We start from the raw sequence: 14,779 nt of genomic DNA, 5'->3' as shown, positions 1-14,779 counted from the left end.
GACGACACGCCGGGCGGTGCGCGCGCCCGCGGCGCGCCGTCCTGAGAAGAGGATGCGGGTGGCAGACTCGGGGCATGAGCGACGTCGCCGTGCCGCCCCTGTCCGACCTGCTCGCGACCGCTCGCGTCGTCGCACTGCCGCTCGTCACGCGGTTCCGCGGCATCGACGTGCGCGAGGCCGTGCTGTTCGAGGGCCCCGAGGGGTGGACCGAGTTCGCGCCGTTCGTCGAGTACGACGACGACGAGGCATCCGCCTGGCTCGCCGCCGCGATCGACTTCGGCTGGCACGCACCGCCGCCCGCGCTGCGCGACCGCATCCCCGTGAACGCGACCGTTCCGTCGGTCGACCCCGACGCGGTGCCGTCGGTGCTCGAGCGGTTCCCCGGCTGCCGGACCGCGAAGGTGAAGGTCGCGGCATCCGATCAGACCCTGGCCCAGGATGTCGCGCGCGTGCGGGCCGTGCGCGAGGCGATGGGCCCCGAGGGCCGCATCCGCGTCGACGCCAACGGCGGCTGGAACATCGACGAGGCCGAGCACGCGATCCACGAACTCGCGCCGTACGACCTCGAGTACGTCGAGCAGCCGTGCCCGACCGTCGACGAGCTCGCCGAGATCCGCGGGCGCACGAAGTACATGGGCATCCCCATCGCGGCCGACGAGAGCGTGCGCCGCGCCGACGACCCGCTCGCCGTCGCCGGCGCGGGCGCGGCCGACCTGCTCGTGATCAAGGCCGCCCCGCTCGGCGGCATCCGTCGCGCCCTCGAGATCGTCGCGCGGGCCGGGCTGCCGGTCGTGGTCTCGAGCGCCCTCGACACGAGCATCGGGCTCGCGATGGGGGCCCACCTCGCGGCATCCGTTCCCGAGCTCGAGTACGACTGCGGCCTCGGCACCGCCTCGCTGCTGGCGGCGGATGTCACGCGCGACCCGCTGCTCCCCCGCGACGGCGCGATCGAGGTGCGTCGCGTCGTCCCCGACCCGGCGCTGCTCGACCGGTACGCCGCCGACGCGGACCGCACCGCGTGGTGGCTCGCGCGCCTCGAACGCTGCCACTCGCTGCTGTCAAGCCCCAGCTCTGGGCATTCAGGAGCGGGGGCCGATCTCCGGTAATCAGGGACTACACGGATGCCTCGCGCCGACGGAGACGCGACCGTGGGGGTCGTGCGCTGATCGTCATGGCGCATGAATCGCTGATCACACGGAGGATTGAGATGTTCAGACGGACCATGACCAACATCGGCGCGGGTGTCGCGCTCGCGGCCGCCGCGGTGCTCGGCACCGGCGCAGCCGCCTACGCGCACGAGTGTTTCAACCCCAACCGCTCCGACAAGGGGAACGCGGGCGCTTCCCACTCCGACGTCTGGCTCACGGTGTACGTCGAGGAGCTCACGATGGGCCTGTCGGAGGAGGACGCGGAGTGCGTGCTCGACGCGTACGCGACCACCGGGGCGCCCACGTCGTTCACCATCATGGTGAAGGGCGCGAACGGGAACGGCGGCACCATCGCCTCGAACAACCCGCACCCGGAGAAGGCCGGCGACGGCTCCGGCATCGACCAGATCTTCGCCGCGCACGGCGGCGACATCATGGGCAGCTTCGAGGCCTGCGGCGCCGACCTGCCGTTCTAGCCGGCACTCGCCGGAACGAGACGACGATGCCCGGCGCGTAGGGGGAACCGCCGGGCATCGCCTCGTGCACGGTTCGGCGCCCGGGCGGGGGGACCCGGGCGCCGAACCATGCGGTCCGGGCGGAGCGGCGCACACCCGCCCGCCCGGCCGCGTCAGGCCGTGCTTCGCACGCGCCGGAGGCGCGGGGCGGCGAGGATCAGGCACGCCGCCAGCAACGCGACCGCGAGGAACCCGGCGAGGCCGGCCTGCAGGCCCGTGAGCCCGAGGGCGTTCACCGCAGTGAGCTCCGCGACCGCCTCGCTGCCCGAGGCGACGCCGATCAGGCGAATGTGGTGGTCGCCCAGCTCGGTGCCCTCCGGGATGCCGATCTCGAACTCGACGGTGCCGTCCGCGCCGGCCGGCTGCGCCTCCATGAGGGTCGGCGTCGACTCGAGCCACACCTGCACGAGCTCGCCGGCCTCGAATCCGGTGCCGGCGACCGCGAGCGTGGAGCCGGCCTGCACGGCCGCCGCGTCGAGGCGGACCAGCGGTGCCGCGGCATCCGTCGTCGCCTCACCCGTCGCCGACGGCGCGGTGGACTTGCCGGCACCGGCTGCGGGACCGGTGACCTTCTGGTCGTCGACGAGCACCGCGGCCGTGCGGGCCGGGATGGTGAGCGTCCCGGTCTTCGCCTTCCACTTCGTCTCCTTGACGACCTCGTCGACACCGGTCCGCAACGGCTTGGCGAGCTTGAAGTCGCGGCCCGTGAGCCCGTCGATGTCCTCGGTGATCGCCTCGGGCGAGGCGTTGAACACCACCAGGGCGCCCTCGAGCTCGGGGTCGACGTCCTCGCCCACGAGGTCGTCGATGAGCATCACGATGAGCCCGTCCGTGGCATCCGCCCCGCTGTTCGGGAACGACACCTTCTGCTCGATGAGCTCTGCCGAGCCCAGCTTCAGCAGGTCGACGCTGGAGCGCGTGCGCAGCAGGTCGAGCGCGGCGCCCTCGGCGGCGGCGATGTCCTCGGCGGCCGGCTTCAGCGCCGGGTCGGCCAGCAGCGTCGCCATCGTCGGCCAGTGGTCCTCGTTGTCCGACTTCATCGGCAGGCCCGACCCGAAGGTCGACTCCCGGCCCGTCCAGTCGATCCGGTTGAACCAGTCGCCCGAGTTGTAGCTGTTGCGATCGAGCGACTTCGAACGGAGCAGCTCGGTGCCGGCGTGCCAGAACGACGGGCTCTGCGAGAACGTCACGGTCGCGAGCGACAGCGTGTTCATGCGGATGCGGTCGGCCATCGACGTCTCCTGCGGGAGCTTCAGCACGCCCAGGTCGAACAGCGTCTCGTTGTCGTGCGCGTCGACGTAGTTGACGACCTCCTCGGGGTGGTCGGCGTAGCCCGCCGGCGACCCGTTGTAGTCGACCTCGGCGCCGGACTTCAGCACGCCGTCGTGCCCGGTGAACTGGAAGTCGCGCAGGTTGCCTGCGAGGCCGATCTTCACGAGGTCGGTCTGCTGGCCGAGGTTGCGGATGCCGTCGCGCACGGGCTTGCCGTTCGGCTCGCCCGCGAGGCCGGTGCCGAAGCCCTGCTCGTACTTCGAGTCGCCCGCGACCGGGCTGCCGCCGTGCACGCCGTCACGGAGACGGTCGTTGAACGTGGCGATGCCGGTGCCGCCGAGCTGGCCCTGCGTGGCCTGCTCGAACCGGGCGTTGTTCGCGACCTCGCCGAAGTTCCAGCCCTCGCCGTAGAGCAGCACCTTCGACCCGTCGACGCCGTCCTCCTCGAGCGTGAGCTCGTCGAGTGCGGCCCGGATGGCGAGCATGTTCTCCTTCGAGTGGTGGCCCATCAGGTCGAAGCGGAACCCGTCGACCTTGTACTCCTTCGCCCAGAGGACGCTGGAGTCGACCATCAGCTTCTCGGCGACCTCGTGCTCGGTCGCGACGTTCTGGCAGCACGTCGAGGTCTCGACGCCGCCGGTCGCGTTGAGGCGGTGGTAGTAGCCGGGCACGACCTTGTCGAGCACCGACTTCTCGCCCTGACCCGACTGCGCGGTGTGGTTGTACACCTTGTCGAGCACGACCTGCAGGCCCGTGGCGTGCAGGGCGCCGACCATCTCGCGGAACTCCGCGACGCGAGCGCCGCCCTCGGGGTCGACCGCGTAGGAGCCCTCCGGGGTCTGGAAGTGGTACGGGTCGTAGCCCCAGTTGAAGCCGTCGAGGTCGCGGATCGCCTCGATGCAGGCCTGCTGCTCCTCCGACGCCGGGCCGAACGACTCGAGGTCGCAGTCGGGGGTCGCCTGCTGGTCGCGGCGCTCCTCGATGGTCGCGATGTCGAACGTGGGCAGCAGGTGCACGGTGTTCACGCCGGCTGCGGCGAGCTCGCGGAGCTGCTCGGTGCCCGCGCTGTTGCGCGTGAACGCGCGGTAGGTGCCGCGCTCGTCCTCGGGCACCGTCTCGTCGGTGATCGAGAAGTCGCGCACGTGCAGCTCGTAGATCGACCGGTCGACCTGACGCTCGACGAGCGGCGCGGGCGTCTCGGCCCACAGCTCGGGCGCGAAAGCCGGGTCGTCGAGGTCGACGACGACGGTGCGGGCCGAGTTGACGGTGAGCGCGACCGAGTAGGGGTCGGTCACCGAGTTCTGCTCGACCTCCCCGGTAGAGGGCGCGAAGACCTCGACGAGCCAGCGGTACTCGTCGCCGGCGTCGACGCCGTCGGTCACCGACCAGGCACCGGATCCCGCGTCGAACGTCGCGGGCAGCACCTGCGGGTCGCCGGTCGAACCGGCCGGCCACACCTGCGCCGAGACCGAGCGCGCCGTGGGCGCCCACACCGACAGGGTCAGGTCGCCGCCGTCGAACGAGGCGCCCAGCGCAGCGGATGCCACGCCCTCGGCGTACAGGTCGTCGAGCACGCCCGGCAGCTGCACGCCTGTCATCGCGGTGAGGGCGTCGCCCTGGCGCTGCGCGACCTGCAACTCACCCGTGACGAGCTCGGCGATCGCGTCGCGGTCGAGGCCGACCGGGCGCAGCGCCACGTAGCTCGCGAGGTGCGGGAACGTCGCGGTGAGCTCCTCGCCGATGCCGGCGGGCTCGAACGCGAGCTCGACCGACTGGTCGGCGCCGGTCACGACGCCGTCGGCGGTGCCGATCCCGCCCTCGGCCGCGTACTCGAGCGTGTACCCGAGGTCGGCCGCGTCCGCCCCGCCGAGCAGCGACGCCGGCCAGGCGAGCGTCTCGGCGTCGAGCCAGTACGCGCGCTGCTGGCCGGTGCCGGCGAGCGGCGGGTCGGCCACGACGACCTCGAGCACGTGGGTCTCGAGCGTGTAGCGGAAGGTGACGAACTCGCCGTCCTCGCCGACCACGAACGAGATGTTCGCGCCGTCGCGAACGCCGTCGGCGCCGTAGTTCTCATCCCACGACAGGCCGTGCGCGACCTTCAGCTCGTACGAACCGGCGGGCAGGCCGTCGGTCGAGAACTCGTACACGCCGTCCTTGTCGCCGTCCTGCGCGAACGTGACCATGCAGTCGGGCTGCCAGTCGCCGGGGCAGCCGAGCTCCGACTGCAGGCTGCCGGGCAGCGTCACGATCGGGCCCTCGGCGGTGGACGACACGATGTTCGTGCGCGGATCCCAGTAGAAGGTGACGGGGCCGCCCTCGGTCGTGTACGTGACGTTCGGGCCGTCCTGCACGCCGTTCGCGCCGTAGTTCAGCGCCCAGCTGCCGTTGATCGCGACCTTGTACTCGTAGGTGCCGGCCGGGATCTCGAACGTGCCGGCGTAGATGCCGTCGGCGCGCTCGGTCAGCTTCGCGGCCTCGCAACCCGGCTGCCAGTCGCCGGGGCACCCCATCTCGGAATTGTGGCTGCCGGGCACGGTCACGAGCTCGATGTCGGTCTCGGGCTCCTCCTCGACGACGAGGTTCACGGCGTTGCCGACCGAGGCGTAGGTCGAGGCGGCGGCGCGGTTGCCCGCGGCATCCGTCGACACGGCCCGGTACTCGACCAGGGTGCCGTTCGCCAGGCCAGCGGTGTCATGGTAGACCCGCGGCGTGGTGTCCTCGGCGGTGCCGAGCGGCGTCCACTCGGCGGAGCCGGCGACGCGCCACGCGAAGCTCGTCTCCTGCCAGGTCGAGTCGGCGACGTCGGCCGAGACGGGCGTCACGCCGGTGACGCCGGCGCCCGCGACGGGCACGTCGACGGCGATGGCGGATGCCGCCTCGGGGGCGGTCACCTGGCGGTCGGCCTTCCACACGACGGCGCCGAGCGCCGGCACGGTGACGGATGCCACGCCGTCGGCGTTCGCGGTGACCGCCGAGCCGTCGCCGTGGAGCACCGTGAACGCGCCGTCCGCCGTCAGCGTCGGCACGTCGACCGTCTGCTCCGAGGTCGCGTTGTTGACGGCGACCAGGTACTCGACCTTCTCGTCGCGATCGACGCGGCTGAACGCGTACACGCCCGCGCCGTCGGCGACGAACCGCTCGACCTGCGCGCCCTGCTCGAGGGCCGGGTGCGCCTCGCGAAGCTCGGCGAGCGCGGCGATGTGCGTGTAGAGCGGCGCGGCGGTGTCGTAGCGGTCGACGCTGCCGGCGTTCTCGCCCGTGACGAGCGGCTGGTTCACGTACTCGTCGACCTGGCTCGCGAAGAGCGTCTGGCGGGCGTCCTTGTCGCCGCCGGTGCCCGCGAAGCCCTGCTCGTCGCCGTAGTAGACGACGGGCTGGCCGCGCGTGAGGTACATGAGCTCGTGCGCGAGCTCGTTGCGCTGCACCGCGGTGTCGCCCGAGTTGGCGAGGAAGTAACCGATGCGGCCCATGTCGTGGTTGCCGAGGAAGGTCGGCAGCGCCGTCGACGACGAGTCGGGCGTCGTGTAGTAGTCGTCGCCCGCGAACAGCGACTGCAGGTTCTTCGCCGAGTTGCCGGCGGCGAACGACACGGCCTGCGACTGGAAGGTGAAGTCGAGCACCGAGTTCATGTCGGAGTTGCGCACGTACGGCGAGAGCTTCACCGGGTCGGCGTCGTAGACCTCGCCGAACATGAAGAAGTCGGGCTTGCCGGCGGCGTGGGCGTAGTCGAGCACTTCGGTCGACCAGGTCTCCCAGAACTCGAAGTTGACGTGCTTGGCGGTGTCGATGCGGAAGCCGTCGATGCCGAGGTCGACCCAGTCCTGGTACACCTGCACGAAGCCGTCGACGACGGTCGGGTCCTCGGTCATGAGGTCGTCGAGGCCCACGAAGTCGCCGAACGTGACCGACTCGCCCGACCAGGTCGAGTCGCCGCGGTTGTGGTAGACCGTCGGGTCGTTGAGCCACGCCGGCACCTTGACGTCGGCCTCCTCGGGCGCGATGGTCGGCGTGTACGGGAAGCTCGTCGCCGGGTCGAGGTCGGGGAAGTCCGGGCTGCCGGCGATCGCGCTCGGGTCGAACTCGTTGCCCGCCGCATCCGTGTACGGGCTCGTGGCCTTGTCGATGTACGAGTACTGGCCCTCCTCGTACGAGATCACGTCGGCCGTGTGGTTCGTGATGATGTCGAAGTAGACCTTGATACCGCGGTCGTGCGCCTCGGCGATGAGGGCCTCGAGCTCGGCGTTCGTGCCGAGGTGCGGGTCGATCTGGGTGAAGTCGGTGATCCAGTACCCGTGGTAGCCGGCGCTGGCGTTCGCGCCCTCGCCCTGCACGGGCTTGTTCTTGAAGCTCGGCGTGAACCAGATCGCGCTCGTGCCGAGGCCCGCGATGTAGTCGAGGTTGTCGCGGATGCCCTGGATGTCGCCGCCGTGGTAGAAGCCCTTGTCGGTGGGGTCGAAGCCGTGGTCGAGGCGGTCGCCCGCGATGCCGGCGGTGTCGTTCGACTCGTCGCCGTTGGCGAACCGGTCGGTCATGACGAAGTAGAAGTTCTCGGCGCTGCCCGGCTGGCGCACGGGCGGCGCGACGAGCGCGGCATCCGTCGTCTCGTCGTAGGCGCCGCGGGCGCTCAGCAGCTCGAGGCCGACGCGCTTCTGGGTGTCGTCGAAGACCACGCGCACGTCAGTGTCGCCGGCGACGGTCAGCGGGATGTTGTCGCCGCCGCCGTCCAGGCCCCAGCTCGCGTCCCACGTGTCGTTCGCCGCGACCTTGTACTCGTAGGAACCGGCCGGCACCGTGAACTCGGCGGCGTAGACACCGGCCGTGTCGGTCGGCAGGAGCTCGGTGGCGTCGCAGCTCGGCTGCCAGTCCTCCGAGCAGCCCAGCTCGTTCTGCAGCGAGCCGACGAGCGCGAACGTGTCGCCCTCCTCGGCTGCCGCCCCGAGGGGTACGACGGCGAGAACGGATGCCACGACGGCGCCCGTCACCCCCGATGCAAACCAGCTGCGAGCGCGCGCTCGATTCGTCATCCTTGACTCCCGATCCTCGAGCACGACGACGTGCCCACCGACATTGGGTGCGACGTTAGCGCGCCGGATGCGGTTAATGCAAGCGTTTGCAACATTGGAGGGCCGGACGGGTCGCCGCCCGTCGGGAATCGGCCGTTTCGGGCAGTTCGGCCCGCTGCGAACGTGGAAACGTTCTCAATTCGTGACCCTCATCCGCGGGGCGTGCTCGCGCACGCGGCGCACCGTCTTCGACTCGCGATCGAGCACCCGTCGAATGTCGCTGTTCGCGCCCAGTGTTGCTGCTCGATCGGTAACACTCGACGCAAGCGGTATCACTCGAGAGCAGCTGCATCGTCGACCGGGCGATCGCGCGCCGAGGCGCGCAGCCGATCAGAGCCCGGAGTAGGCGTGCAGCCCCTTGAAGAACAGGTTCACCACGGTGAAGTTGAACAGCACCGCCGAGAAGCCGATGATCGAGAGCCACGCCGAGCGGGTGCCGCGCCAGCCGCGCGTCGCCCGGGCGTGGATGTACCCGGCGTAGACCACCCAGATGATGAAGGTCCACACCTCCTTGGTGTCCCAGCCCCAGTAGCGGCCCCACGCCTTCTCGGCCCAGATCGCACCGGCCATGAGCGTGAACGTCCAGAGGATGAAGCCGATGATGTTGATGCGGTACGCGAGGTTCTCGAGCGACGCGGCGCTCGGCAGCGTCGCGAGGAACGACTTCTTCGCGGCATCCGCCGTCGCGGCGATCGCCTCGCGACGGGCCTGCATGAGCTGCACGACCGAGAGGGCGAACCCGAGCGCGAAGAAGCCCACCGCCGTGGTCGCCACGAACACGTGGATCACGAGCCAGTAGGACTGCAGCGCGGGCGGCAGCGGTACGACGCTGACGTAGAAGTTCACCGTGGCGACGCCGAGCGAGACGAGCACGAGCCCCGTGATGAACGTACCGAGGAACCGAAGGTCGGTCTTCCGCGACAGCGTGATCACCACGAGGTACACGGTCGTGATGACGAGGGTGCCGGTGAGCGCGAACTCGTACATGTTGGCCCACGGCACGCGCTCGGCGGCGATGCCGCGCAGCACGGTCGCCGCGAGGTGCAGCAGCCAGGCGATCACCGTCATCGCGACCGCGACGCGCAACGACGGCGAGCGACCGTAGTCGACGGCGCCGTCGCGAGCCTGTCGAGCGGATGCCGCCTTCGCGGGAGCCTTCGCCTTCAGCGCCGTCTGCACCGACCCGCCGGCGGCGGCCGACACCGCGGCATCCGTCGTCGTCGCCCCGGCGGCGAGCTCGTCGGCCACCTTCGCCGACGCCGCGGACCGCTTCGCGAGGTCGATCGAGTACGCGATGAACGCGAGCGCGTAGACGGCCATGGCCGAGTACACGGAGAGGATGGAGATCTCGTCGAGCGTCACTGTTCTACCTTACGTCGAAGAATTCTCGGGGTTCCGGGGAGCGGGCCGAGGGTCGGCTCCGGGTGCAGTGTCGTCCGCCGGCTCGGTCGGCGGCCCGCCGTGCGCGTCCGCGAACTCCTCGACCGCGCGGTCGAGCCCGGGGTCGTCGCCGCGCGCGAGGCCCGCGTACTCGAGCACGGTCGTGCCGTCCGGTCGGGTCGCCGCCTTCACCCACATGCGCCGGCGCGGGATGAACAGCGACAGCAGCAGCCCGCCGATGATGAGGATCGCGAACACGAGCACCCACCCCTGCGACGGGTCGTGGTGCACGTCGAACGAGGCGAAGCGGGGCACGCTCTGCGAGAAGTCGCCGTCCGCGGCATCCGGCGTCGCGTTCTCGAACTCGACCGTGCCGAGGCCGTTCGGCAGCTCGGCCGAGTCGCCCGGCATCAACTCGATCGAGTCGACGCCCGTCTGGCCGCCCGTGAGCTGCTCCATGCCGCTCGTGTCGAGCTGGTACACCGAGCGCGGCGTGCCCTCGTTGATCCCGAGGTCGCCCTGGAAGACGTTGAGCGTCAGCACCGGGAACACCAGGTCGGGGTACGACGACGTGAACGCGCCCGACGAGAGCGTGGTCTGCGTCGGGTAGAAGAAGCCCACCATGCCGACCTGCTCATCGAGGCCGTCGGGCACCTTGACGACGCCGATCGAGGTGAGGTTCGCGTCCTGCGGCAGGAACGGCACCGAGTCGGTGAACACGACGTCGCCGTCGGCGTTCCGCACGGTGATGGTCGGCGCGTAGCCGTTGCCGAGCAGGTACACGTCGGTGCCGTACTCGTAGAGCGGCTCGTTCACCTTCAGGTCGCGCTCGGCCGAGCCGCCCTCGCCCGCGATCGTCACCCGGGCCGTGAAGTCGATCGGCTGCCCGAGCGCATCGCGGTTCTCGGTCTCGTAGACCGCCTCGAGCTCATCGAGGGTCAACCGGTAGGGCGTGAGCGACGTGTCGTCGAAGAACCGGCCCGGGTTGAACGAGTCGTACGCGGCGAGCGTGTTGACGAACGACTGCCCCTCGACGATCACGCGCTGGCCCTGGAAGCCGAACCCGCCGCCGATGCCGACGGCGACGAGCACGCCGACGAGCGCGGTGTGGAACACGAGGTTGCCGGTCTCGCGCAGGTAGCCGCGCTCGGCGGAGACGGACGGCGCCCCGCGCAGGTCGTAGCGCTCGACCCGGTAGCCGGCCTTCTTCAGGTCGGCCGCGGCGCGCTCGATCGCGGCTTCCGCCGCTGTGCGGGTCGAGCTCGTCGAGACCCCCTCGGCCGTGCGGGTCGAGCTCGTCGAGACCGCCTCGGCGGACGAGGTCTCGAGACCCGGCTCCGCCGCTCCTCGACCCGCAGGCGACAGCGGCCGCTCGGTGTACGCGGGCAGCCGCGACAGCCGCGCGGGCGTCTTCGGCGGGCGCGCCCGCAGCGCCTGGAAGTGGTGCTTCGTGCGAGGCACGATGCAGCCGATCAGCGAGACGAACAGCAGCAGGTAGATCGCCGAGAACCAGACCGACGTGTACACGTCGAACATCTGGAACGAGTCGAGCACCGGTGCGAGGTCGGGGTTGTCGGCGAAGTACTGCACGACGCCGTTCGGGTCGCTCGACCGCTGCGGCACGAGCGAGCCGGGGATCGCCGCGATCGCGAGCAGCAGCAACAGCAGCAGCGCCGTGCGCATGCTCGTGAGCTGCCGCCAGGCGAAGCGCAGCCACTCGACGGGTCCGAGCTCGGGGGCGGTGACGGATGCGGCGGGGCCGGCCCCGTCCGCGCCCGCCGTGCCGTCGTCGTAGTCCGACGGGCGCAGCGGGTCGACGCCGTCGCCGCGTGCGGCTGCGGCATCCGCTCGCTCAGCCTCAGATCGCCGGGACGAAACCACTGATCACCGCCTGCAACTCGTACATCCAGATGGTCCACAGGCCCGACACCATGAGCAGGCCGATCACGATCAGCAGGGCGCCGCCGATGATGTTGACGGCGCGGATGTGGCGCCGCACGAACGAGAGCGCGTTCGCCGCCCAGCCGAAGCCGAGCGCGACGAGCACGAACGGGATGCCGAGCCCGATGCAGTACGCGAGGCCGAGCAGCGCGCCGCGGCCCGCCGACGCCGAGTCGGCGCTGAGCGCGAGCACGACCGCGAGGGTCGGGCCGATGCACGGCGTCCAGCCGAGGCCGAACACGACGCCGAGCAACGGCGCGCCTGCCAGCCCGGTCGCCGGCCGCCACGACGGCTTGATCGTGCGCTGGAGGAAGGTGAACTGCCCGATGAACACGAGGCCCATCACGATGAGCACCACGCCGAGGATCCGGATGATGAGGTCGGAGTACCGCGCGAGCCACGCGCCGAGCACGCCGAACGCGGTCGTGAAGACGAGGAACACGAGCGTGAACCCCGCGATGAACAGCAGCACGCCGAGCAGCAGGCGGCGGCGCGCGCGGCGCTGCTCGTCGACCTCGGCGCTCGCCTCGGCGAACCCGCCGAGGTAGCCGAGGTAGCCCGGCACGAGCGGCAGCACGCACGGCGACAGGAACGACACGAGCCCCGCGGCGACGGCGATCGGCACGGCCACGAGCAGCTGGCCGTTGAAGACGATCTCGCCGAGGTCCATGCGCCGCTACGCCGCCGCGGCCTCGTCGACGAGGTCGCCGACGATGGTCGACAGGATCGACGCGTCCTTCAGCTGCCCGAGGATGCGCGCCGCGACCCGCCCCTCGCCGTCGAGCACGAGCGTCGTCGGCACGGCCGCCGGGGGCACGTCGCCGGCGAACGCGTACTGCACGGCACCGTCGTTCACGTCGACGATCGACGGGTAGGTGACGCCGTAGTTCTCCTCGAAGGATGCCGCGGTCGCGGCCTGGTCGCGCACGTTCACGCCGACGAACGAGGCGCCCTCGCCGTCGAACTCCTCGGAGACCTCCTGCAGCAGCGGCGCCTCGGCGCGGCAGGGGGCGCAGCCGGCGTACCAGAAGTTGACGACCACGACCTGGCCCGCGAGGTCGTCCGAGTCGATGGTGTCGCCGTCGATCGTCTCGCCGGCGAACTCGACGGGCTCGCCGCGCTGCTCGGCGGGGAACTCCGAGATGGTGCCGTCGCCGGCGATGTAGCCCTTGTTGTCGCCCGCGCGGTACTGCTCGGCGAGCGGGTCGCTCGAGCATCCGGCGAGCGCGAGGACGGATGCCGCGGCGAGCGCGGCGACGACGGAAAACCTGCGCACGCCCATCACACCGCCCCCACGTCGGTCGCCTGCTCCTGGAGCCCGGCGGCGGGATCGCGGTAGCCGACCTCGACGAATCCGCCGGTCCGGCGCTCGAACGTGGTGATGCTCGACAGCGCGCACCGACGCCGGCGCGGGTCGTGCGCGAGCGACCTGCCGGCGACGCGGCGGTGCACCATCCAGATCGGAAGTTGGTGGCTGACCATGACGACATCGCCGGAATCGACGGCCTCAGCGGCATCCGTCATCGCGGTCAGCATGCGGTCGGCGATCGAGCGGAACGGCTCGCCCCAGCTCGGCTCCCACGGGTTCACGAGGTACGACCAGTTGCGCACGTCGCGCAGGGCCGAGTCGCGACCCGACATCCGCTTGCCCTCGAATCGGTTGGCGGGCTCGATGATGCGCTCGTCGAGCGTCGGCTCGAGCTCGAACGCCTTGGCGATCGGCTCGGCGGACTGCTGGGTGCGCTGCAGCGGCGAGGAGACGAGGGCGGCGACCCGGCGCTTGCGCATCACCAGGTCGACGGCGGCCGCCTCGGCCATCGCGTGCCCGAGGTCGCTCAGGCCGAAACCGGGGAGGCGACCGTAGAGCACGCCCTGGGGGTTGAAGACCTCGCCATGGCGCACGAGATGGATCTGCTCGGCCGGCACGCCCTCCAGTCTACGAAGCGGTTCCCTTCGAAATCGCCGAGCGCCGGAACGGGCAGGTCGGCGGCGAGTGTCCAGAGCATGGCGGATGTCGGGATGCGAGGTCGCGTCCTCTGGACGCTCGTCGCGTGGAGCAGCGAAAGTCGGGCCGGTCGGGCGGGGAAAGCGGGGCCGGTAGGATGGGCGCTCGTGAATACGCGCACCCTCGTCAAGGACCTCGCCGCACTGCCCGACGGCCCCGTCACCGTCGCCGGATGGGTCGAGACCGTCCGCGATCAGAAGAAGGTGCAGTTCATCATCCTGCGCGACGAGTCCGGAGCCGTGCAGCTCGTGAACCCGGCCGTGCGCGAGCTCGACCCCGAGGGCGTCAGCGTCGGCGCGGCCGAGGCCTTCGCGCTCACCGAGCAGATCTCTGCGCTCGGCCACGGCACGTTCATCATCGTCTCCGGGCAGCTCAAGCACGACGAGCGCGTGAAGCTCGGCGGGCTCGAGGTGAAGATCGAGTCGCTCGACGTCGTGACCGAGGCCGAGGAGACGCCGATCGCGGCCGACTCGAGCCTCGACAAGCGCATGGACTGGCGCTTCCTCGACCTGCGCCACCCGAAGCAGCACCTCATCTTCCGCGTGCAGACCACGTTCCTGCACGCGCTCCGCACGTACTGGGTCGAGCGCGACTGGATCGAGATCCAGACGCCGAAGCTCATGGCGTCGGCGTCCGAGTCGCGCGCCGAGCTGTTCGAGCTCGGCTACTTCGAGGGCAAGGCGTACCTCGCGCAGAGCCCGCAGTTCTTCAAGCAGATGGCGCAGCCGGCCGGCCTCGGCCGCGTGTTCGAGGTGGGTCCGGCGTTCCGCGCCGACCCGTCGTTCACGTCGCGGCACGCGACCGAATTCACCTCGATCGACGCCGAGATGAGCTGGGTCGACTCCCACGAGGACGTGATGCAGATGCACGAGGAGCTCCTCGTCGCGGCCTTCAGCGCCGTGAAGGAGAAGCACGGCGCCGAGATCGAGGAGCTCTTCGGCGTCGAGGTCACGGTGCCGAGCACGCCGTTCCCGCGCATCCCGCTCGCCGAGGCCAAGCGCATCGTCGCCGAGCGCGGCTACGTCGTGCCCCGCGCCGACGCCGACATGGACCCCGAGGGCGAGCGGCAGATCTCGCAGTACGTCAAGGAGGAGCTCGGCCACGAGTTCGTCTTCCTCACCGACTACGCCTCGAGCATCCGGCCGTTCTACCACATGCGCCACGAGGGCGACCCGTCGCTCACGAACTCCTACGACCTCATCTACAACGGCGTCGAGATCTCGACGGGCGCGCAGCGCGAGCACCGCATCGACGTGCTCGTCGAGCAGGCGAAGGAGAAGGGCCTCGACCCCGAGGAGCTCGGCTTCTACCTCGACTTCTTCCGCTACGGAGTGCCCCCGCACGGCGGCTTCGGCATGGGCCTCGCGCGCCTGCTGATGCTCATGCTGCACGAGCACTCGATCCGCGAGACCACGTACCTGTTCCGCGGCCCGACGCGCCTGCTCCCCTAGGTTC

Annotated in this window: 9 protein-coding genes; 3 read left to right on the top strand and 6 right to left on the bottom strand. The window is 70.7% G+C overall.

Features of this window, described 5'->3' with window-relative positions; translation table 11 throughout:
- Nucleotides 1-74 precede the first annotated feature (74 nt).
- Together ACULK4_RS01660 and ACULK4_RS01655 are read left to right on the top strand one after the other, a co-directional pair.
- Nucleotides 75-1,106, top strand: coding sequence for an o-succinylbenzoate synthase (locus tag ACULK4_RS01660; RefSeq protein WP_445966887.1), 1,032 nt, complete (start codon nucleotides 75-77; stop codon nucleotides 1,104-1,106).
- Between the two features lie 101 nt (nucleotides 1,107-1,207).
- Complete coding sequence (locus tag ACULK4_RS01655; protein ID WP_445966886.1) at nucleotides 1,208-1,624, top strand: hypothetical protein; 417 nt, start codon at nucleotides 1,208-1,210, stop codon at nucleotides 1,622-1,624.
- A gap of 152 nt (nucleotides 1,625-1,776) precedes the next feature.
- On the opposite strand, the gene pulA is transcribed toward ACULK4_RS01655, so the two are convergent.
- The 6 genes from pulA to ACULK4_RS01625 form a co-directional block, all read right to left on the bottom strand.
- Nucleotides 1,777-7,959: a pullulanase-type alpha-1,6-glucosidase gene (gene pulA, locus ACULK4_RS01650; RefSeq protein ID WP_445966885.1), complete on the bottom strand. Its 6,183-nt coding sequence runs from the start codon at nucleotides 7,957-7,959 to the stop codon at nucleotides 1,777-1,779.
- A gap of 369 nt (nucleotides 7,960-8,328) precedes the next feature.
- Complete coding sequence (ccsB, locus tag ACULK4_RS01645; protein WP_445966884.1) at nucleotides 8,329-9,360, bottom strand: c-type cytochrome biogenesis protein CcsB; 1,032 nt, start codon at nucleotides 9,358-9,360, stop codon at nucleotides 8,329-8,331.
- Nucleotides 9,361-9,369: 9 nt separating this feature from the next.
- Entirely contained in the window at nucleotides 9,370-11,187 is a 1,818-nt protein-coding gene (gene resB / locus ACULK4_RS01640; protein WP_445966893.1) for a cytochrome c biogenesis protein ResB, read from the bottom strand.
- Nucleotides 11,188-11,236: 49 nt separating this feature from the next.
- Nucleotides 11,237-11,989 carry a cytochrome c biogenesis CcdA family protein gene (locus tag ACULK4_RS01635; RefSeq protein ID WP_445966883.1) on the bottom strand — a complete coding sequence of 251 codons (753 nt, stop codon included), beginning with the start codon at nucleotides 11,987-11,989 and terminating at the stop codon, nucleotides 11,237-11,239.
- A 6-nt stretch (nucleotides 11,990-11,995) separates the two neighbouring features.
- Nucleotides 11,996-12,601: a TlpA family protein disulfide reductase gene (locus ACULK4_RS01630; RefSeq protein WP_445966882.1), complete on the bottom strand. Its 606-nt coding sequence runs from the start codon at nucleotides 12,599-12,601 to the stop codon at nucleotides 11,996-11,998.
- A complete protein-coding gene (locus tag ACULK4_RS01625; protein ID WP_445966881.1) occupies nucleotides 12,601-13,245 on the bottom strand; it encodes a histidine phosphatase family protein in 645 nt (214 codons plus the stop codon). The genes ACULK4_RS01630 and ACULK4_RS01625 overlap by 1 nt, the downstream gene beginning before the upstream one ends.
- A 186-nt stretch (nucleotides 13,246-13,431) precedes the next feature.
- On the opposite strand from ACULK4_RS01625, the gene aspS reads away from it, so the two are divergent.
- Entirely contained in the window at nucleotides 13,432-14,775 is a 1,344-nt protein-coding gene (gene aspS / locus ACULK4_RS01620) for an aspartate--tRNA(Asn) ligase (RefSeq protein ID WP_445966880.1), read from the top strand.
- Nucleotides 14,776-14,779: the final 4 nt, after the last annotated feature.

The sequence above is a fragment of the Agromyces selenitireducens genome (genome assembly GCF_052748465.2).
Note: the sequence above shows the minus strand (reverse complement) of the source record. Positions and strands in the feature narration are given on the sequence as shown.

Coding starts and splice junctions, on each gene's coding strand:
- ACULK4_RS01660 (WP_445966887.1), top strand. CDS start 75: ATGAGCGACGTCGCCGTGCCGCCCCTGTCCGACCTGCTCGCGACCGCT.
- ACULK4_RS01655 (WP_445966886.1), top strand. CDS start 1,208: ATGTTCAGACGGACCATGACCAACATCGGCGCGGGTGTCGCGCTCGCG.
- pulA (WP_445966885.1), bottom strand. CDS start 7,959: ATGACGAATCGAGCGCGCGCTCGCAGCTGGTTTGCATCGGGGGTGACG.
- ACULK4_RS01635 (WP_445966883.1), bottom strand. CDS start 11,989: ATGGACCTCGGCGAGATCGTCTTCAACGGCCAGCTGCTCGTGGCCGTG.
- ACULK4_RS01630 (WP_445966882.1), bottom strand. CDS start 12,601: ATGGGCGTGCGCAGGTTTTCCGTCGTCGCCGCGCTCGCCGCGGCATCC.